Source organism: Thermodesulfobacteriota bacterium, assembly GCA_040756475.1.
In the GTDB taxonomy this organism is placed as follows: Bacteria; Desulfobacterota; Deferrisomatia; order Deferrisomatales; family JACRMM01; genus JBFLZB01.
This window is the reverse complement of record JBFLZB010000102.1, coordinates 1-17,024: the sequence shown is the minus strand read 5'-3', so window position 1 is coordinate 17,024 and position 17,024 is coordinate 1. Positions and strand designations below refer to the sequence as shown.

At 69.0% G+C, this 17,024-nt stretch carries 19 protein-coding genes; 16 read left to right on the top strand and 3 right to left on the bottom strand.

Annotation, left to right across the window (positions count from 1 at the left end):
• Positions 1–382 precede the first annotated feature (382 nt).
• Positions 383–1,186, bottom strand: coding sequence for an FCD domain-containing protein (locus AB1578_14660; protein MEW6489146.1), 804 nt, complete (start codon positions 1,184–1,186; stop codon positions 383–385).
• Between the two features lie 249 nt (positions 1,187–1,435).
• On the opposite strand from AB1578_14660, the gene dctP reads away from it, so the two are divergent.
• The 5 genes from dctP to AB1578_14635 all read left to right on the top strand — a co-directional run bounded on the left by dctP (position 1,436) and on the right by AB1578_14635 (position 6,498).
• Entirely contained in the window at positions 1,436–2,602 is a 1,167-nt protein-coding gene (dctP, locus tag AB1578_14655) for a TRAP transporter substrate-binding protein DctP (protein MEW6489145.1), read from the top strand.
• A 61-nt stretch (positions 2,603–2,663) separates the two neighbouring features.
• Positions 2,664–3,158 carry a TRAP transporter small permease subunit gene (locus AB1578_14650; GenBank protein ID MEW6489144.1) on the top strand — a complete coding sequence of 165 codons (495 nt, stop codon included), beginning with the start codon at positions 2,664–2,666 and terminating at the stop codon, positions 3,156–3,158.
• 70 nt (positions 3,159–3,228) lie between these two features.
• Positions 3,229–4,572: a TRAP transporter large permease subunit gene (locus AB1578_14645; GenBank protein MEW6489143.1), complete on the top strand. Its 1,344-nt coding sequence runs from the start codon at positions 3,229–3,231 to the stop codon at positions 4,570–4,572.
• A gap of 17 nt (positions 4,573–4,589) precedes the next feature.
• Complete coding sequence (locus tag AB1578_14640) at positions 4,590–5,981, top strand: FAD-binding oxidoreductase (protein MEW6489142.1); 1,392 nt, start codon at positions 4,590–4,592, stop codon at positions 5,979–5,981.
• Between the two features lie 28 nt (positions 5,982–6,009).
• On the top strand, positions 6,010–6,498 hold the full coding sequence (locus AB1578_14635) for a universal stress protein (protein MEW6489141.1): 489 nt from the start codon (positions 6,010–6,012) through the stop codon (positions 6,496–6,498).
• A gap of 60 nt (positions 6,499–6,558) precedes the next feature.
• Here AB1578_14635 and AB1578_14630 read toward each other — a convergent pair whose 3' ends face one another.
• Together AB1578_14630 and AB1578_14625 are read right to left on the bottom strand one after the other, a co-directional pair.
• Positions 6,559–6,840 (bottom strand): acyloxyacyl hydrolase, encoded by a 282-nt coding sequence (locus tag AB1578_14630; GenBank protein ID MEW6489140.1) that lies wholly within the window; start codon positions 6,838–6,840, stop codon positions 6,559–6,561.
• Positions 6,841–6,864: 24 nt separating this feature from the next.
• Positions 6,865–7,044, bottom strand: a complete 180-nt coding sequence (locus AB1578_14625) for a hypothetical protein (protein ID MEW6489139.1) — start codon at positions 7,042–7,044, stop codon at positions 6,865–6,867.
• Positions 7,045–7,295: 251 nt separating this feature from the next.
• On the opposite strand from AB1578_14625, the gene AB1578_14620 reads away from it, so the two are divergent.
• The 11 genes from AB1578_14620 (at position 7,296) to AB1578_14570 (ending at position 16,946) form a co-directional block, all read left to right on the top strand.
• Complete coding sequence (locus AB1578_14620) at positions 7,296–8,804, top strand: cobyric acid synthase (protein ID MEW6489138.1); 1,509 nt, start codon at positions 7,296–7,298, stop codon at positions 8,802–8,804.
• A 450-nt stretch (positions 8,805–9,254) separates the two neighbouring features.
• Positions 9,255–9,362 (top strand): SbtA family thio(seleno)oxazole RiPP natural product precursor, encoded by a 108-nt coding sequence (gene sbtA, locus AB1578_14615; protein MEW6489137.1) that lies wholly within the window; start codon positions 9,255–9,257, stop codon positions 9,360–9,362.
• Between the two features lie 196 nt (positions 9,363–9,558).
• Positions 9,559–11,286 carry a thio(seleno)oxazole modification radical SAM maturase SbtM gene (gene sbtM / locus AB1578_14610; protein ID MEW6489136.1) on the top strand — a complete coding sequence of 576 codons (1,728 nt, stop codon included), beginning with the start codon at positions 9,559–9,561 and terminating at the stop codon, positions 11,284–11,286.
• A gap of 50 nt (positions 11,287–11,336) precedes the next feature.
• The gene (locus tag AB1578_14605) at positions 11,337–11,735 is read left to right on the top strand and encodes a cupredoxin domain-containing protein (protein ID MEW6489135.1); all 399 of its coding nucleotides are present in this window, start codon (positions 11,337–11,339) and stop codon (positions 11,733–11,735) included.
• A 23-nt stretch (positions 11,736–11,758) separates the two neighbouring features.
• On the top strand, positions 11,759–12,583 hold the full coding sequence (locus tag AB1578_14600; protein MEW6489134.1) for a fumarylacetoacetate hydrolase family protein: 825 nt from the start codon (positions 11,759–11,761) through the stop codon (positions 12,581–12,583).
• A gap of 58 nt (positions 12,584–12,641) precedes the next feature.
• Positions 12,642–12,986: a PilZ domain-containing protein gene (locus tag AB1578_14595; GenBank protein ID MEW6489133.1), complete on the top strand. Its 345-nt coding sequence runs from the start codon at positions 12,642–12,644 to the stop codon at positions 12,984–12,986.
• A 202-nt stretch (positions 12,987–13,188) separates the two neighbouring features.
• Positions 13,189–13,500, top strand: a complete 312-nt coding sequence (locus AB1578_14590; GenBank protein ID MEW6489132.1) for an MTH1187 family thiamine-binding protein — start codon at positions 13,189–13,191, stop codon at positions 13,498–13,500.
• A gap of 13 nt (positions 13,501–13,513) precedes the next feature.
• Complete coding sequence (gene amrS, locus AB1578_14585; protein ID MEW6489131.1) at positions 13,514–14,563, top strand: AmmeMemoRadiSam system radical SAM enzyme; 1,050 nt, start codon at positions 13,514–13,516, stop codon at positions 14,561–14,563.
• A complete protein-coding gene (locus tag AB1578_14580; GenBank protein MEW6489130.1) occupies positions 14,560–15,015 on the top strand; it encodes a universal stress protein in 456 nt (151 codons plus the stop codon). The genes amrS and AB1578_14580 overlap by 4 nt, the downstream gene beginning before the upstream one ends.
• Before the next feature lie 44 nt (positions 15,016–15,059).
• Positions 15,060–15,491, top strand: a complete 432-nt coding sequence (locus AB1578_14575; protein MEW6489129.1) for an Rrf2 family transcriptional regulator — start codon at positions 15,060–15,062, stop codon at positions 15,489–15,491.
• A gap of 72 nt (positions 15,492–15,563) precedes the next feature.
• Positions 15,564–16,946, top strand: coding sequence for a multiheme c-type cytochrome (locus AB1578_14570; protein MEW6489128.1), 1,383 nt, complete (start codon positions 15,564–15,566; stop codon positions 16,944–16,946).
• Positions 16,947–17,024: the final 78 nt, after the last annotated feature.

Below are 17,024 nucleotides of genomic sequence, written 5' to 3'. Positions count from 1 at the left end.
CGCCCGCCCTCGGGTCCACCCCGAACCCTCCGGGCGCACGCTGTGCGCCCCTACGCGCCCAGACGCCGGGGTTCGCTCCCCAGCGGGTCCACCCACACGATCCGGAAGAGAACCTTCTCGCCGCCGTTCGCAGTGGGAGCGGCCGGCCGGTTACGCCCCTCTTGATGCAACCACAAAGACACGAAGACACAAGGAAAACCGCTTTGTTTTGGAACAGCCAAGCAGAGCGCACCGTTCTGTTTCTTTGCGGTTTCGGAAACGACTAGAAAATGCTTTGTGTCTTCGTGCCTTCGTGGTTCCCCATCGTTCTTCCCTCGGGCGCAATCCCGATTCCGATCAGGATCGAAGGCGGCTACCCGCTACAGCTCCAGGCCGCTGAACCCTAATCCCCCGCGCCCCCCAGGGTGCGCAGCCGGCGCTCGGAGCGCAGCCGGCGCTCCTCGTCCCGGTCGATCTCCCGCAGGGTGCCCTCGACGAACACCAGGTGGTCGTGGGCCGCCGTTCGCGCCGTCTCGGCGTTGCCCGCCAGGAGCGCCTCGAAGAGCTCCCGGTGCTGCCGCAGCAGCACTTCGCGCACGCCCTCCCGGGTGTAGAGGCGCTCCCGGGAGGAGACGATCCCCCGGCGCAGCAGGTCGAAGAGCCCCCGCATGATGTGGAGCAGCACCACGTTGTGGGCCGCCTCGGCGATGGCCAGGTGGAGCTCCGCGTCCGCCTCGGCCTCGGCCACGGGGTCCGCCCGCCGGTGGGCATCGTCCATGGCTGCGAACCGCCGCTCCAGGATCTCCCGGTCCGCCTCCGTGGCCCGCCGTGCGGCGTAGTAGGCCGCGATGCCCTCCAGTGCCTGCCGGAACTCCAAAAGGTCGTACACCGTCTCGGGGTGCCGCTGGAAGAGCTGGACCAGGGGATCGGTGAGGGTGGGGGCCAGGACGGCGCTTACATAGGTGCCGCCCCCCTGGCGCGTCTCCACCAGCCCCAGGGTCTCGAGCTTCTGGAGGGCCTCCCGCAGGGAGGGCCGCGAGACGTCGAGGCGCAGGGCCAGCTCGCGCTCGGGGGGAAGGCGTTCACCGGGCTTCAGGGTGCCCTCGAGGATGAGGGACTCCAGCTGGCGCACGATGGCGTCGGAGATCTTGGGGGACTTGACGCGGTCGAAGGCCATGGTTTCCTTTCGCCGGGCACTGCTGGTCATACCGGTTTTCTCTCATAGCACGCGCCGGCGCGAGTGTCGAGACCCAATCCAGGACCCGGTGCGGGCGAGGGCGCAGGCAAGGGATTTCGCTTGACACCGGCAAAACCCTGGTTTAGAAAGCTTGGTCAGAACACTTGACCAAGCCCTCGCCCTTGCGCGTTTTGGACGGCCTTCTAAACTCCTGCACCGTCCGCGTCGGGGATCCCGCTCGCCCCACCCACCACCCGTCAGGGAAAGAAGGAGGAGATCATGCGAAAGGGAAGAACGCTTCTCGGTATCGTGGCTGCGGCAACCGCTCTGTGCCTGGCGGCGGGCCCGGCCCTGGCCCAGGAGAAGAAACAGCGGGAGAAGTTCGGGGCCGACACTCGTCACGAGAAGGTGAAGAACCTCAAGGTCGAGACGAGCAAGGACAAGATTCGCTGGAAGATGGTCATGCCCTGGACGAAGGGCCTGCTCTTCTACGACATGTGCCAGCACTTCGCCGACACCGTGCGGCTCGCCTCGGGGGGCCGGCTGGAGATCAAGCTCTTCAGCGCCGGCGAGCTCGTGGGCGCCATGGAGAGCTTCGACGCGGTGAGCAAGGGCTCCGCCGAGGTGCTCCACGACTGGCCCGGGTACTGGAAGGGGAAGAACGAGGCCTTCGTGGCCTACTCCTCGGTGCCCTTCGGGCTCGACGCCGAAGGCTACAACATCTGGCTCTACGAGAGGGGCGGGCTCGAGATGATGCAGGAGCTCTACGGCAAGTTCAACATGTACGCCCTTCCCGGAGGCAACGGCGGCCAGGAGATGGGCCTCTTCTCGAACAAGAGAGCCACCAAGATGGCCGACTTCAAGGGCATGCGGGTACGCACCCCCGGCTGGTACATGGACATCATGAACCGCCTGGGCGCGAGCGTGACGCCCCTGCCCGGCGGCGAGATCTATCTGGCCCTGGAGCGCGGGGTGATCGACGCGGCCGAGTTCAGCTCCCCGGCCATCAACTACCCCATGGGCTTCGACGAGATCACCAAGTACGTCATCCAGCCCGGCGTGCACCAGCCCTCTGTGCAGTGCGCCCTGGCCTTCAACATGGACGCCTGGAAGAAGCTTCCCGAAGACCTCAAGTGGATCGTCGACACCGCCGCGAAGGAGCTCCAGCTCTGGTCCACCGCGTGGCAGGAGAACCTCAACATCGAGGCGGTGCGGCTGTTCAAGCAGCGTGTCGAGTTCGTGAAGATGGATCCCGAAACGATCAATGAGTTCGCCAAGGTCTCGTACGAATACCTTGAAGAGCTCAAGGGGAAGTTTCCCGACGTAAAGAAGGCCCTCGACTCGCAGGACCAGTTCAAGGCCGACTTCGCCGACTGGCGCGAGGAGCGCAGCGGCGTGGCGCCCTGGCCCTACGAGCAGTTCGTGAAGGGAAAGCACCTGCAGTAGTCGTGCGCGCGCCCCGCCGGGGCTCGTCCCCGGCGGGGCGCTTCTCTCCAGGAGGAGGCCCATGCAGGCCGTGGCGCGGTGGATCGACGGACTCAACGAACGGGTGGGGGTGCTGACTGCGTACCTCATCCTGCCCATGGTGGGGGTGGTGACCTACGAGGTCTTCCTGCGCTACGTCCTCAACGCACCCACCATGTGGGGCTTCGAGGTCACCACCTTCCTCTACGGGGCCCACTTCATCCTGGCCTTCGGGTACGCCCACAAGCACGACGGCCATGTGGCCATCGACATCTTCGAGTCCCGGCTGCCGGCCAGGCCCCGGCTCCTCCTGCGGGTGGCCGTGAACCTGCTGGTCTTCCTGCCCACGGTGGGCCTGCTCACGGCCTGGGCGGTCATCTACGCGATAACCTCGTGGCAGCAGTGGGAGCTGGCCTCCACCTCGTGGGCCCCCAAGGTATATCCCCACAAGACCATCATGGCCGTGGGGCTGGCGCTGCTCTGGCTCCAGGGCCTTGCCAAGCTGATCCAGGACCTGGGGAGCCTGCGGCGCAGCTAACCGGAAGGCACGAGGTTTTCGCGCCGCGGCCCGGGCAGCGGCCCCACACGATGGAGGGACGACAGTTCCCATGAGCCCCGAAGTCCTCACCGTCCTCATGTTCGCCACCCTGGTGGTGGCCATCGCCCTGGGCCACCCCCTGGCCGTGACCCTGGCGGCGGTGGCAACCATTTTTGGGTTGCTCGACAACGGTTTCAACGTGCCGGCGCTCCTGGACCTGTTCGTGAACAACGTCTGGGGCATCGAGCAGAACTATGTGCTCGTGGCGGTGCCGCTCTTCATCTTCATGGCCCAGGTGCTGGACCGCTCCAAGGTCTCAGAGGGGCTTTTCGAGGCCCTTTACATCGTGCTGGGGGGCCTCAGGGGGGGGCTCGGCCTCGCCGTGATCGTGGTGAGCACCGTGTTTGCGGCCACCACGGGCATCATCGGGGCCTCGGTGGTGGCCATGGGGCTCATGGCGGGCCCGGCCCTGGTGCGCAAGGGGTACGAGAAGGGCATGGCCTCGGGGATCATCTGCTCCTCGGGGACCCTGGGCATCCTGATCCCCCCCAGCATCATGCTGGTGGTGTACGGGGGGCTCACGGGGCTCAAGGAGACTTCGGTCGGCAACTTGTTCGCCGCGGCCGTGCTGCCCGGGCTCCTGCTCTCGGGCCTCTACATCGCCTATGTGCTCCTGCGCTGCACCTTGAATCCCTCCCTGGGGCCACCCATCCCCCGGGAGGAGCGGACGGCAACGGTGGGACAGAAGCTCGCCATGACCATGAAGAGCTTCGTCCCTCCGTTCAGTCTGATCCTGATCGTGATGGGGGCGATCCTCGGAGGGGTGGCCACCCCCACCGAGGCCGCGGCCCTGGGGTGCGTGGGCGCGCTGCTCCTGGCCCTGGTAAGCCGCAAGCTCGACTGGCAGGTGATCCGGCTGGCCAGCGTCGCCACCGCCCGCACCACCGCCATGATCATGCTCCTCTTCGTGGGGGGTAAGCTCTTCAGCGTGGTGTTCCTCTTCATGGGGGGCGGCGACGTGGTGTCGGATGCGCTCCTCGGGATGGAGGTGAGCCCGTACGTGGTGCTCGCCATCATGATGGCGGTGGTCTTCGTGCTGGGGATGTTCATCGACTGGGCGGCCATCCTGCTCGTGGTCGTCCCCATCTTCACCCCCATCGCCATGAATCTCGACTTCAACCCCCTGTGGTTCGCGATGCTGGTGTGCGTGAATCTCCAGACCTCGTTCCTCACGCCGCCCTTCGGGTACGCCCTGTTCTACTTCAAGGGGGTGGCGCCGGCCGAGGTGGGCATGGGCGACATCTACCGGGGCATCTTCCCCTTCGTGGCACTCCAGCTCATCGGCCTGATCCTGCTGGTCCTGTTCCCGGGAATCATTACCTGGCTGCCCTCCGTCGTCTTCGGAGCCAAGTGAACCTTGCGAGGTGCCCCATGACCTACCCCCGCGTCACGCCCGAAGACATCGCCTACCTGAAGCAGGCCGTCGGCGAGTCCCACGTCTCCACCGGCGGGTCGAACCTCGACCTCCACTCCAAGGACGAGAGCTACCACGAGCCCCACCGGCCCGACGTGGTGGTGTGGCCCCAGAAGACCGAGGACGTGGTTGCGGCCGTGAAGCTGGCGGACCGGAAGGGCTACGCCGTAACCGCCTGGTGTGCCGGGACGAGCCTGGAGGGAAATCCCATCCCCGTGAAGGGGGGCATCGTGCTGGACTTCACCGAGATGAACCGGGTGCTCGAGGTGCGGGAGAAGGACCTCCAGGTGGACGTGGAGGTGGGCATCCAGTACCGGGAGCTCAACAACCAGCTCCGGCACTACGGGCTCTTCTTCCCCCCGGACCCGGGGGCCTGGGCGGCCATCGGCGGGATGATCGGGAACAACGCCTCCGGCGTGCGCACCGTGGCCTACGGAGCCACCCGGGACTGCATCCTGGGCATGGAGGTGGTGATGGCCGACGGGCAGCTCATCAAGCTCGGGAGCCGTGCCATCAAGAGCTCGTCGGGGTACGACCTCCTGCGCCTGATGGTGGGGAGCGAGGGAACCCTGGGCATCGTCACCAGGGCCACCCTGCGCCTCAAGGGGCTGCCGCCGGAGTACCTGACGGTGGTCGCCACCTTTCCGACAGTCCACGACGCCTGCGAGGCGGTGAGCGACACGATCCGCTATGGCCTGAACCCGGCGGCGCTGGAGCTCATGGACGACGCGGTGGTGGCCGAGATCAACCGGGACCAGAAGATGGCCCTGGACGAAAAGCCCATGCTCTTCCTCGAGTTCCACAACGTGAACGAGGCGGCGCTCGCCAGCCAGTACGAGATGGTGGAGGGGGTCCTCCAGGAGCACGGGGCGCTCAAGATCGAGCGTGGGGTCGGCGCCGACGAGCGGGTGCGGCTGTGGGAGGTGCGTCACGGGGCCCTGGAATCGATCAAGCGAAATCACCCGGGGCAGATGGTGCTGCTGGTCGACACCTGCGTGCCGATCAGCCGCTACGCCGAGATGGTGGACACGGCCAAGGAGGTCGTGGCAAAAGAGGGGGCGACGGGATTCTTCTGGGGTCACGCCGGTGACGGCAACCTCCACCTGGGACTCATGTACCCGGCGGCCGACGCCGCGGCCAAGGCGGCGGTGCAGCGGGTGAACCGGGCGGTGGTGGAGCACAGCATGGCCATCGGGGGCACCTGCACGGGCGAGCACGGCATCGGGGTGGGCAAGCTGCCGTTCGTGGCGGCCGAGCACGGCCCGGCGCTGGAGTACATGCGCCGCATCAAGGCGGCGTTGGATCCCAAGGGCATCCTCAACCCGGGGAAGATGCTCCCCGAGAAGTGATCCTTTGTTTCCCTCAGGAGGAGAACCCATGCTCCCGAAGTTCCAGACGATCCTCTACGCCACCGACCTCTCGGAGCACTCCCCCGAGGTCTTCCACTACGCCATGAGCCTGGCCCAGCAGTACGGGGGCAAGATCGTGATCGTCCACGCCCTGGAGCCCTTGAGCCCGTTTGCCAAGAGCATGGTGGACCTCTATGTCTCGAAGGAGCAGACCGAGAAGCTCCACGCCAGCGCCGTGGAGCGGGTGCGGGAAACCGTGCGGGAGCGCCTCGAGCTCTTCTGCAACGAGGAGCTCTGCACCGACCCCCAGGGCCGCGACCGGGTAGCGGACATCCGCATCCTGGACGGCCGGCCCGCCGAGGTGATCCTGGACGAGGCGGCGCGCCTCCAGCCCGACCTCATCGTCATGGGCTCCCACGGGCACACCGCCGTGGGGGAGATCCTGCTGGGCACCACCGCCCACCGGGTGATGCAGCGGGCCCGGGTGCCGGTGTTCCTGGTGCGCCTGAGAAAGTAGACGCCCCCTGCGGTCGGTATCGCTATCGGTATCGAACCCGATCCCGATTCCCCGGCCGGCTCAATAGGGCAGAGCGACCCCCACGTACAGAAGGGGCCCGTCGTAGCCCAGGTTGCGGGGCTTGCCCCGGACGCGGGCGTTGGAGAGGTGGTGCCAGCGCACGCCTCCCCGCACCAGGGTGCCCCCGCCCGAGGCGTAGCCCGCGCCCATGCCTGCCTGCAGGTCGAAATTGAACCGCAGGCTCGCGTCGGTCATGGGCTCCTCGTGGACGACCGCGCCGGCCAACCCGTCCAGGTACCCCGACCAGCGCCCGCTCTGGGCGAACCGCCAAAGCGCCCCCACCTGGGGCCCCCCCAGGAGGTGGTCCTACGTCCGCAGCGCGTGGGCGTACCCCAAGGTCACCCCGGCGTGCACCCCCAGGTCGGGCGCCAGGCCGTACCCGAGCCCCGCCTGCACCAGGTGGATCTGCCCGAGCCGATTGTCGAAGGAGACGCCTCCAGAAGCCAACCACCAGCGGGAGCTGTCGCCGAAGATTTCATTCGCCAAAGCAGCAGAGGGCTCGGCGTGGGCAGGATATACGAGGGACGCCGCGATCCCGATGGCAAGCAACCTCCGGAACAACGTCAAGAGCACGTTTGGCAAAGTGCATCGCCACCCGGAGAGCCCTGCGGCCGCGGTCGGCCGCGGTTGACACCCGTTCCTTCCCTCTCCTAGCATGCGCGCGTCCGTCATCTTCGCCCTTTCCCCCGGGTTTGTTGCCCACAGCGACGAGCCTGACCGCAGAATCGGGATTCTATATGGCCAAGGTCCTCATGCTCCAGGGCACGGGCTCCGACGTGGGCAAGAGCGTGCTCGCCGCCGGACTCTGCCGCCTGCTGCGCCAGGACGGGGTGCGGGTGGCGCCCTTCAAGCCCCAGAACATGGCGCTCAACTCCTTCATCACGGCCGAGGGCGGCGAGATGGGGCGCGCCCAGGTGGTGCAGGCCGAGGCCGCGGGGGTGGCTCCCCACGTGGACATGAACCCGGTGCTCCTCAAGCCCACCACCGACGTGGGCGCCCAGGTGATCCTCCAGGGCAAGGTCCACGGGAACATGAAGGCCCTGGAATACCATGCCTTCAAGAAGGTGGCCCGGGAGACCGTGTTCGATAGCTTCCGGCGCCTGGCGCGGCGCTTCGACGTGATCGTGGCGGAGGGGGCCGGGAGCCCGGCCGAGATCAACCTGCGGGAGGGGGACATCGCCAACATGGGGTTTGCCCTGGAGGTGGGGTGCCCCGTTCTCCTGGTGGGCGACATCGACAAGGGCGGGGTCTTCGCTTCCCTGGTGGGCACCCTGGAGCTCATCGCCCCCGAGGAGGCCGCCCTGGTGCGGGGCTTCGTCATCAACAAGTTCCGGGGGGACGCGAGCCTCCTGGAGCCCGCCTTTGCCGCCATCACGGCGCGCACCGGCAAGCCCTTCCTGGGCACGGTGCCGTACTTCCGGGACATCTTCCTCCAGGAGGAGGACGGCATCCACCGCGACGTGGTCCGGGCCCGGGCCGGCGGAGACCGGGTGCGGGTGGCGGTGGTGGTGCCCAACCGCATCAGCAACTTCACGGACTTCGACCCGTTCCTCGGAGAGCCTGGCGTGACCCTGGAGTTCGTACGTGCCGGCGAGCGCCTGGGGCGAGCGGACATCGTGATCCTGCCGGGGTCCAAGAACACGGTGGACGACCTGGAGGCCCTGCGGCGCTCGGGGCTCGCCGACGAGATCCTGGAAAACCGCCGCCGGGGCGCCATCGTGGTGGGGCTTTGCGGCGGCTACCAGATGCTGGGGCGGTGGGTGCGCGATCCCCACGGGGTGGAGAGCCTGCGGCGCGAGGCCCGGGGCCTGGAGCTCCTGGACGTGGAGACCGTGATGGAGAAGGAGAAGGTCACCGCCCAGGCCCAGGCCCGCGTGCTCCCCGGGGCCCTGCCCTGGTTCGAGGACGCCGAGCCCCTGACGGGCTACGAAATCCACATGGGACGTACGGTCCTTGGCGCCCGGTCTCGCCCCCTGCTGCGGGTGGAGCGGCGCGGCGACGAGCAGAGCCATGAAGACGGTGCCCTGAGCGCCGACGGCCGGGTCCTGGGCACGTACCTCCACGGCATCTTCGACAACGACGCCTTCCGCCGGGCCCTGCTCGATCTCTACCGGGAGCCGGCCGCCGCGGGCCCCTCTTTTGCCGCCCGAAAGGAGGAAGGCTACGACCGGCTCGCCGCCCTCCTGCGGGAGTGCGTCGACGTTGCGGCCCTCTATCGGATTCTGGAAGGCGGGCCGGAAGTGTAGCGAGGCGCCGCCTCAGACCGCCGAGGCGTGTGATCGGGCCGGGGGCCTCCCCTCCGGCGGCGCAGGATTTCGCTACCCTGGAGAAAGTCTGCCAGATTCCGGCGGGGGTGGTGAGGTCATCCCTTGTCCGCAGGGGCATCGCCACAGCCGCCTGCGCCGCCTACGGGGAGACCCCGGCCCACCCAGGAAACGGACGCATGGGTCAAGATCTTGGGTCTTCAAGGATTTCTGGGCTGGCCCCTCCGATCCACCTCTGCCCTTCGAAACGCCTCCGGCCCCTGTTCACCGCGCAGGTGGTATCTGCCGGGGCCCCACCGCCTTGACAGCCCGAATGTGTCTGCCACACTGCCTCCGATGGCAGGCGCCGCCCCCATCGGAACTGCCGATGGAGGCGGCGGCAACCCCAGAGGGCTGCCGCCCGGGCGGCCCAAACGGAAAGGAGGTGAGCCCGTGAACAAGGAACTGCGGAGGATCCTGGCAGGCGCGAGCATCGCGACGCTCGTGGCCGGCGCCGGGATCGCGGGACTCGGGTGCGCCAAGCGCGCCCACGGCAGCTGAGGCGGCCAGAAAGAGGGTGCAGGTAGCACCCAGGGCAGCTGAAGCGGTCAGAAGAGTGGTGCCGGCGGCACCACCAGCGGCGGAAGCTGACAGGGCCAAAAAAAATAGTGCAGTTTGCACTACCGAGACCTGTCGAGACCACGGGCCGGGGACCGACCCCCCAGGGGGCGGCCCCGGCTCTCTTTTGGCGGTAGCGATGACGAAGCCGACGTTGTCCGAGTCCTGCGGGCCCCCCGAGGCCCCCGAGTCCCATGTTCGCCCGTTCCCCCTCTGCCGGAGCCTCCTGGGCGAGGACCGGTGGGTGGAGCTCGAAGCGGCCTGCGCTCGGGACTTCGGCGGCCTGACCCTTTCCCGCGCGATCCCCCGCCTCGGCAGCCGGCTCGGCCTGCCCGAGTTCCTGGCCGAGCTGGTGAGTCTGGAGGAGACCCTGGGCGCGCTTCGCTCGGCGCGCTCCCCCCTCCCCGTGCCGGCGCAGCGCACGGCGAATCCCAGCCTGGTGGCCCGGGAGGTTCGGTGGCGGGGCCTTGCGGACCTGCTCCAGGGCTCGCCCGCCGCGGCGCCTCGCCCGGGAGACGCCGTGGTGCTGGCGTGGCGCACCCCCGGCGAGGGGGGGGAGCGGCTGCGGGAGGCGACGCCCGCCGACCTCCTCGCCCTCAAGATCGTGGCCGAAGAGCTGGACGTGCGCCGCGTGGCACAGGAAACGGGCGTATCCCCCGGCGACCTGGAGGATCTGCTCCGGGGGGCGGAGGCGCAGGGGCTGATCCTGGCCCCTCCCTCGGGGCTGCGCCGCGACCCCGGTGCGTTTCCCCGAGGGGAAGAGCGGTTCCTGACGGCCGCGACCTTCACCCTCCAGTGGCACGTGACCCAGGCCTGCGATCTGCGCTGCGCCCACTGCTACGACCGCTCCGAGCGGGCGCCCCTGGGCCTGGACCAGGGCCTTCGGGTCCTGGACGAGCTCTTCGACTTCTGCCGGGAACGCCACGTGAGCGGGCAGGTGACCTTTTCCGGCGGGAACCCCCTGCTCCACCCCGACTTCCTCCGCCTCTACGGGGGGGCCTGGGAGCGGGGGTTCGTGGCCGGCATCCTGGGAAACCCGGCTCCCCGGCAGCGGATCGAAGAGCTCGTGGCGGTGGCGCGCCCGGACTTCTTCCAGGTGAGCCTCGAGGGTCTGGAGGAGCACAACGATCGGATTCGCGGCCCGGGGCACTTCGAGCGGACCCTGGAGTTCCTCGATGCCCTGGGGGACCTGGGGGTCTACTCCATGGTCATGCTCACCCTCACCCGGGAGAACATGGACCAGGTCCTTCCCCTGGGGGAGGTGCTGCGGGGACGGACCGGGGTGCTGCACTTCAACCGGCTCTCCCCGGTAGGGGAGGGCGCCCGGCTGGCCCTGCCGGAGCCCGGGGCGTACGCGGACTTCCTCGAAGCCTACCTGGAAGCCGCGGCGCGAAACCCCGTGCTGGGCATCAAGGACAACCTCTTCAACCCCCTCCTGCGGGCCCGGGGCAGAGCGCCTTTCGGTGGCTGCACGGGGCACGGTTGCGGAGCGGCCTTCAACTTCCTGTCGCTGCTCGCCGACGGGGAAGTCCACGCCTGCCGGAAATTTCCCTCGCCCGTAGGCGACGTGCGCGAACAGGCCCTGGGTGCCATCTACGACTCGCCCCGGGCGGCCCAGTACCGCGCCGGTTGCCTCGAGTGCCGGGAGTGCGACCTGCGGGCGGCCTGCGGGGGGTGCCTGGCGTCGGCGAGCGGCCAGGGCCTGGACCCCTTCTCCCGGCGGGACCCCTTCTGCTCCCGCGACCCGGTCTCCCCCCAGCCCTTTCCCCCTGCGCGCCTGGACCCGGGGTTCGCTCTCCAGCGGGTCCACCCGCACGATCCGGGAGAGAACCCCGCCGCGCTGGCACCCGGGCGGTCGAGTGGGTAGACTGGGGCCGCAACTGCGCCGTCCCGACGTGCCCGTCCCCGGAGGATCCCATGCTTCGCAAGCCCCTGGCCGCACCGGCGGCTGCCCGGATCGCCGCTCTCGGTACCCTGCTCGCCCTGGCCGCCTGCGGGGGGCCCGGCCGGCTGCTGGAGGTCGGCCCCCAGCAGAAGGAGGTGCACATCACGGCGAGCAGCTTCTCCTTCGAGCCCTCCCACATCGTCGCTCGCGCGGGAAGCACCTTGGTGCTGCGCATCCAGAACGCCTCGGGCTCCGTCCACAACTTCACGATCACCGACCCCGGCGGCAGGGTGCTGCGCAGCGTGGACCTGGAGCCGCGCCAGGCGCAGCAGGTGGAGGTCGCCCTGCCCGACGCCGGGGTGTACCCCTTCTACTGCGCCAAGACCCTGCACCCCTCCCTGGGCATGAAGGGCCGCATTGAGGCCCGGTAGGGGGGAGAATCCGTGAGGCAGCCGTGCGCGTGATCCGATTCCAGGACGCCCAGGGGCAGACCCGCCTGGGGGTGCCCGAGGGGGCCGGGACCGCGGAGGCCCTGGAGGGGGATCTCTTCACGGGGCTCGTCCGCAGCGGGGCCCGAGTCGAGGTCCGCCGGCTTCTCCCGCCGGTGTTCCCGGTCAACATCTTTTGCGTGGGCCTCAACTACCGGGCCCACGCGGCCGAGACCGGGGCGGCCATCCCCGCGGACCCGGTGCTCTTCATGAAGCCCACGACGGCGGTCATCGGCCCGGGCGAACCGATCCCCCTGCCGGCGTGCAGCCGGGGACCCGAGGTGGACTACGAGTGCGAACTCGCGGTGGTCATCGGGGTGCGGGGCCGCGACATCCCCGAGGAAAGGGCCCTGGAGCACGTGCTGGGGTATACCGCTGCCAACGACGTCTCGGCCCGGCGGTGGCAGAAACACAGCGGGGGACAGTGGGTGCGGGGGAAGAGCTTCGACGGGTTCTGCCCCCTGGGCCCCGCGCTGGTGACCCGGGACGAGATACCCGATCCCCAGGGGCTGCGCCTGCGCACGCTCCTCAACGGCCGGACCATGCAGGAGGGCTCCACCGCCGACATGATCTTTTCGGTCGCCCGGCTGGTGAGCTTTCTGAGCCAGGACACGACCCTTCTTCCGGGAACGGTGATCCTCACGGGCACGCCGCCCGGGGTGGGTTTCGCCCGCACGCCCCCGGTGTTTCTCCAGGCGGGCGACGAAGTGATCGTAGAGGTGGAGGGAATCGGCGCCCTCGCCAATCCGGTGCGCCAAGGCGCTCAAGAACCCCTCGGCTCCGGCCGATAGGGTGTACCGGCAACTCGCGGCCCACATGGGGAAGACCCCGATTCCCTGGGGAGACGACATGGGCGAGCATCGAAGGGCTCCGCGTCTGGACAGCCTCAACATCCTCCACTTCCAGCTCCTGGGTCCCGGCGCGCCCTACGCCGCCCGCGGCATGGGGCGCACCCTCAACGTGAGCGAGGTGGGGCTCCTCCTGGAGGTCTACGAGCCGCTCCACACGGGCCAGGAGGTGCTCGTCACCCTCGGACTCGGGGAAGACCTGGTCGACCTCCGGGGAAAGGTGGTCTACGAGAAGCAGCAAGGGGAAAACGCCCACCACGCGGGCATCGAGTTCCTGGAGATGGACGATCGGGGCAGGGCCACCCTGAGCCGTTACCTCCTGGCCTTCCGGGAATCCTCGGGCTGATCCCCAAAGCCCCTCCAAGATCCGTGCTGCCGGGAACCCCGACGTCGTGAGGGGCCTGCCCCGCTCTGGCGAGGCGCGCCCTGCGGTTGCGTCCGCCACACCCCCCGCCTCCTGTGGGCCTGCCTGGGCTCTGCTTGACAGATCGGTGCCCGCCTCTACGCTGCCCTTCGTTGCCTCCTCACGACGAAACACAGGGAAGCGCGTGGCCATCCTCGAGATCAGCGTCGTCCCCCTGGGGACCGAATCCCCCAGTTTGAGCCGCCATCTGGCGGGCCTCCCCGGCATTCTGTCTGCCAGCGGGCTGCGCTATCAGATCCACCCCATGGGGACGGTGGCGGAGGGGTCCGTGCCCGACCTCCTGGCCCTGGCTGCGCGCCTGCACGAGGCCGGCTTCACCGGCGGCGCGCGCCGGGTCTCGACCCACATGGTGCTCGACGACCGGCGCGACCTCGACCGACCCATGGAGGAGAAGGTGCGCAGCCTGGAGCGGGCTGCCCGGAAGGGGCAGCCGTGATCGAGGGCGCGACATGGTGACATCGGCCGACCCCTGCGAGCGCGATGCCCTGTTGTGGGAATCCCGCGGGGAAGGGGTGGTGCAGTGCGCCCTGTGCGCCCACGGCTGCCGCATCCCCGAGGGGGCAGCGGGGCTTTGTGGCGTGCGGCAAAACCGGGGGGGCACGCTGCGCACCCTGGTGTACGGGCGCCTCGTGGCCCGCAATGTGGACCCGGTGGAGAAGAAGCCCTTCTTCCACGTGCGGCCGGGGTCGCTGTCCTACTCCGTCGCCACCGCCGGCTGCAACTTTCGCTGCGCCCACTGCCAGAACTACGAGATCAGCCAGGTCCAGAGGGACCGGGATGCGATCCCGGGCCGGTTCGTTCCCCCGGAAGCGGTGGTGGCCGCCGCCCTCGAAACCGGGTGCGCCAGCGTGGCCTATACCTACACCGAACCCACGGTCTTCTTCGAGTACGCCCTCGACTGCATGAAGCTCGCCCGCAAGGCGGGGCTCCTCAACCTGTTCGTGACCAACGGCTACGAGAGCCCCGCGTGCGTGGAGGCCGCGGTCCCGTACCTGGACGCGGCCAACGTGGACCTCAAGGCCATGACGGACAGCTTCTACCGCAAGGTCTGCGGCGCCCGCCTGGACCCGGTGTTGCGCACCATCCGGGAGCTCTGGCAACGGGGGGTGTGGGTGGAGGTGACGACGCTGGTGATCCCCCACCACAACGACGCGCCCGAGGAGTTGCGCGAGGCGGCGCGGTTTCTGGCCTCGGTGAGTTGCGACCTTCCCTGGCACGTGACCGGCTTCCACCCCACCTACCGCCTCACCACCGAACCGCCCACGGCGCCCTCTTCCCTGGAGGCGGCCCGCCGCATCGGCGTGGAAGAGGGCCTGCGCTACGTGTACTCGGGCAACCGCCCCGGCAGAGGCGGAGAGCAGACCCGCTGCCCCTCCTGCGGGCGCACGGTTATCGGGCGCCAGGGGTTTGCCGTGACCGAGAACAGCCTCACCCTCGCCGGCCGCTGCCCCGGGTGCTCCCAGGCCATCGCCGGCCTCGCCTTGGGAGGTGGAACATGAGCTACCGGAAGATCCTCATCCCCCTCGACGGCTCGGAGCTGGCCGAAGCGGCCGTGGACGCGGCCTTGCCCCTGGCCAGCGCCTTCGACTCGGAGCTGCTCCTCCTGGGCGTGCTGGACCTCACCGCCGGCATGTACGACGTGTACTCCGAGGCCTTCAGCCCGGTGGACCTGCGGGCGCAGCTCGAAAAATTCATCGAGACCGCGCTGGAGAAGGCCCGGGGGCGGGTAGAGGCCCAGGGCATCGCGGTGCGCACCTTCCTGGAGGTGGGGGTCCCCCATGAGGAAATCGCAAGGGTTGCCCAGGAACACGGCGCGGATCTCATCGCCATGACATCCCACGGCCGCAAGGGGCTCAGCCACCTGCTTCTGGGCAGCGTGACCGAGAAGGTGTTTCGCACCGCCCCTTGCCCCGTCCTCGTGGTGCGGCCGCAGGAGAAGGCGGCCCCTTGACACCCGGCGCGGCGTGGGATAGATAACTGCCGAGGTCTTCAATCATGATCATCACCCGGGCAACCGAGTACTCCATTCGGGCGATGCTCCACTTGGCCGGGCGCTACCCGGCCGCCGTGGTCTCGAAGCAGGAGATCTGCGTCGCCGAGCGCATCTCGCCCGCGTTTCTCACCAAGATCCTCCAGCCCCTCATCCGCGGGGGGCTCGTGCGGTCGAAGCGGGGCGTGGCGGGGGGGTTCTGCCTGGCCCGGGATCCTGCCCACGTCACCCTGCTGGACGTGATGCAGGCTGTGGACGAGCCCCTGGCCCTCAACATCTGCCTGCTGGAGGGGCAGCCCTGCGAACGGGAGTGCGTCTGCCCGGTCCACGACCTGTGGAGCGAGGCCCGCCAGACCATGGAGCGGATCTTCGGGGCCCGAAGCCTCGCGGAGCTGGTGGGGGAGCGGGCCCGCAGGGAGTCCTGCAAGAGCGAGTGACCGCGGGCGGCGCCGCCGCCCCGCTGTGTTTGCCGGCCCCCCGCCGGCCATGCCTTGGGAGGGAAGACCATCATGAGAGCGCCCCATCTGGTCCTTTGCGTGTCGGCCCTGCTCCTGGCCTGGAGCCAACCCCTGACCTCCGCAGCGTCCGAGCAGTTCCCGTTCTTCCCGAGCCTCCTCAACACGGCCACGGGCAAGCCCGTGCTCTCCACCGACTTCTTCCCGCCCCAGCGGTGCCGGGGCTGCCACGCGGAGATCTTCGACCAGTGGAAGGGGTCGATGCACTCCAACGCCTTCCACGATCCGGTGTTCCAGGCGCTGTGGAGGCTGGGGAGCGACGAGACCGGGGGTGCGGTGGACAAGCTTTGCGCGGGGTGCCACACGGGGGTGGGTACCGTGGCGGAGGAGGTGGTGCGGGATGCCAATGGCCACTTCCAGGTGAGCGAGATCGCGGCGGAAGGGGTGCAGTGCCACTTCTGCCACAGCGTGGTCTCGAGCAACATGCTCCAGACCCCTACCAACATGCCCCAAAACGCGAGCATCGTCGTGGACCCGGGCCTCGTGATGCGCGGGCCCCGGGACGACGCCAAGCCCATGTGGCACAAGGCCGAGTACTCCGAGCTCCACACCCGGGCTGAGTTTTGCGGCAACTGTCACAACGTCTTCCACCCCACCAACCACTTCCCCATCGAGAACACCTACAACGAGTGGAAGTTCTCCGTGTACGCCCAGAAGGGGATCGTGTGCCAGGACTGCCACATGATGCCGGTCGAGAAGGCCATCGAGGTGGCCCGCACCCTGGAGAAGCCGAAGAACCCCGGCAAGGCCTCTCCCATGGGGCCGGAGCGTCCCAACGTGTTCACCCACGAGTTCGTGGGGGCCAACTTCACCGTGACGCGCCTGCTCGGCGCCGACCGCCACGCCGACATGGCGGTGCAGCGCCTCCAGAGCGCGGCCGAGGTGACCCTGGGGCTGCCGGAGACGGCCCAGGGGGGCGACGTGGGGCGGATCAAGGTGCGGGTCACCAACGTGGGGGCGGGGCACCATCTGCCCACGAGCCTTACCGAGGTGCGGGAGATGTGGCTCGACGTGGCGGTGCGCGACGCGTCGGGGAGAGAGCTGTACCGGTCGGGGGCGCTCGACGATGCCCACAATCTCACCGAGGGCACCGTGCGCTTCTACACGCCCGCCGTGGACGAGAAGGGGCAGTATACGGTCAAGCCGTGGGAGGTGACCCGCTTCAACTACAACAGCACCATCCCCCCCAAGGGCTACGCGGAGCGGGAGTTCGCCTTCCTCGTGCCGAAGGAAGCCCCCGGCCCGCTCCAGGTCCAGGCCACCCTGCGTTACCGCTCCTTCCCCCAGGCCGTGGCGAACCTGCTCCTGGGGGAGAAGGCCCCGGTGCTGCCCATCGTGGACATGGCTGCCGCCTCGGGCTCCGTGCCGGTTCGGTAGGGGCAGCGCAGGCAACGCGCCCGCGGTCCGGGGCGCAACCCTGCGTACCGTAGGGGCGACGCATGCGTCGCCCCTACG

Coding starts and splice junctions, on each gene's coding strand:
- AB1578_14660 (MEW6489146.1), bottom strand. CDS start 1,186: ATGACCAGCAGTGCCCGGCGAAAGGAAACCATGGCCTTCGACCGCGTC.
- dctP (MEW6489145.1), top strand. CDS start 1,436: ATGCGAAAGGGAAGAACGCTTCTCGGTATCGTGGCTGCGGCAACCGCT.
- AB1578_14650 (MEW6489144.1), top strand. CDS start 2,664: ATGCAGGCCGTGGCGCGGTGGATCGACGGACTCAACGAACGGGTGGGG.
- AB1578_14645 (MEW6489143.1), top strand. CDS start 3,229: ATGAGCCCCGAAGTCCTCACCGTCCTCATGTTCGCCACCCTGGTGGTG.
- AB1578_14640 (MEW6489142.1), top strand. CDS start 4,590: ATGACCTACCCCCGCGTCACGCCCGAAGACATCGCCTACCTGAAGCAG.
- AB1578_14635 (MEW6489141.1), top strand. CDS start 6,010: ATGCTCCCGAAGTTCCAGACGATCCTCTACGCCACCGACCTCTCGGAG.
- AB1578_14620 (MEW6489138.1), top strand. CDS start 7,296: ATGGCCAAGGTCCTCATGCTCCAGGGCACGGGCTCCGACGTGGGCAAG.
- sbtM (MEW6489136.1), top strand. CDS start 9,559: ATGACGAAGCCGACGTTGTCCGAGTCCTGCGGGCCCCCCGAGGCCCCC.
- AB1578_14605 (MEW6489135.1), top strand. CDS start 11,337: ATGCTTCGCAAGCCCCTGGCCGCACCGGCGGCTGCCCGGATCGCCGCT.
- AB1578_14595 (MEW6489133.1), top strand. CDS start 12,642: ATGGGCGAGCATCGAAGGGCTCCGCGTCTGGACAGCCTCAACATCCTC.
- amrS (MEW6489131.1), top strand. CDS start 13,514: ATGGTGACATCGGCCGACCCCTGCGAGCGCGATGCCCTGTTGTGGGAA.
- AB1578_14580 (MEW6489130.1), top strand. CDS start 14,560: ATGAGCTACCGGAAGATCCTCATCCCCCTCGACGGCTCGGAGCTGGCC.
- AB1578_14575 (MEW6489129.1), top strand. CDS start 15,060: ATGATCATCACCCGGGCAACCGAGTACTCCATTCGGGCGATGCTCCAC.
- AB1578_14570 (MEW6489128.1), top strand. CDS start 15,564: ATGAGAGCGCCCCATCTGGTCCTTTGCGTGTCGGCCCTGCTCCTGGCC.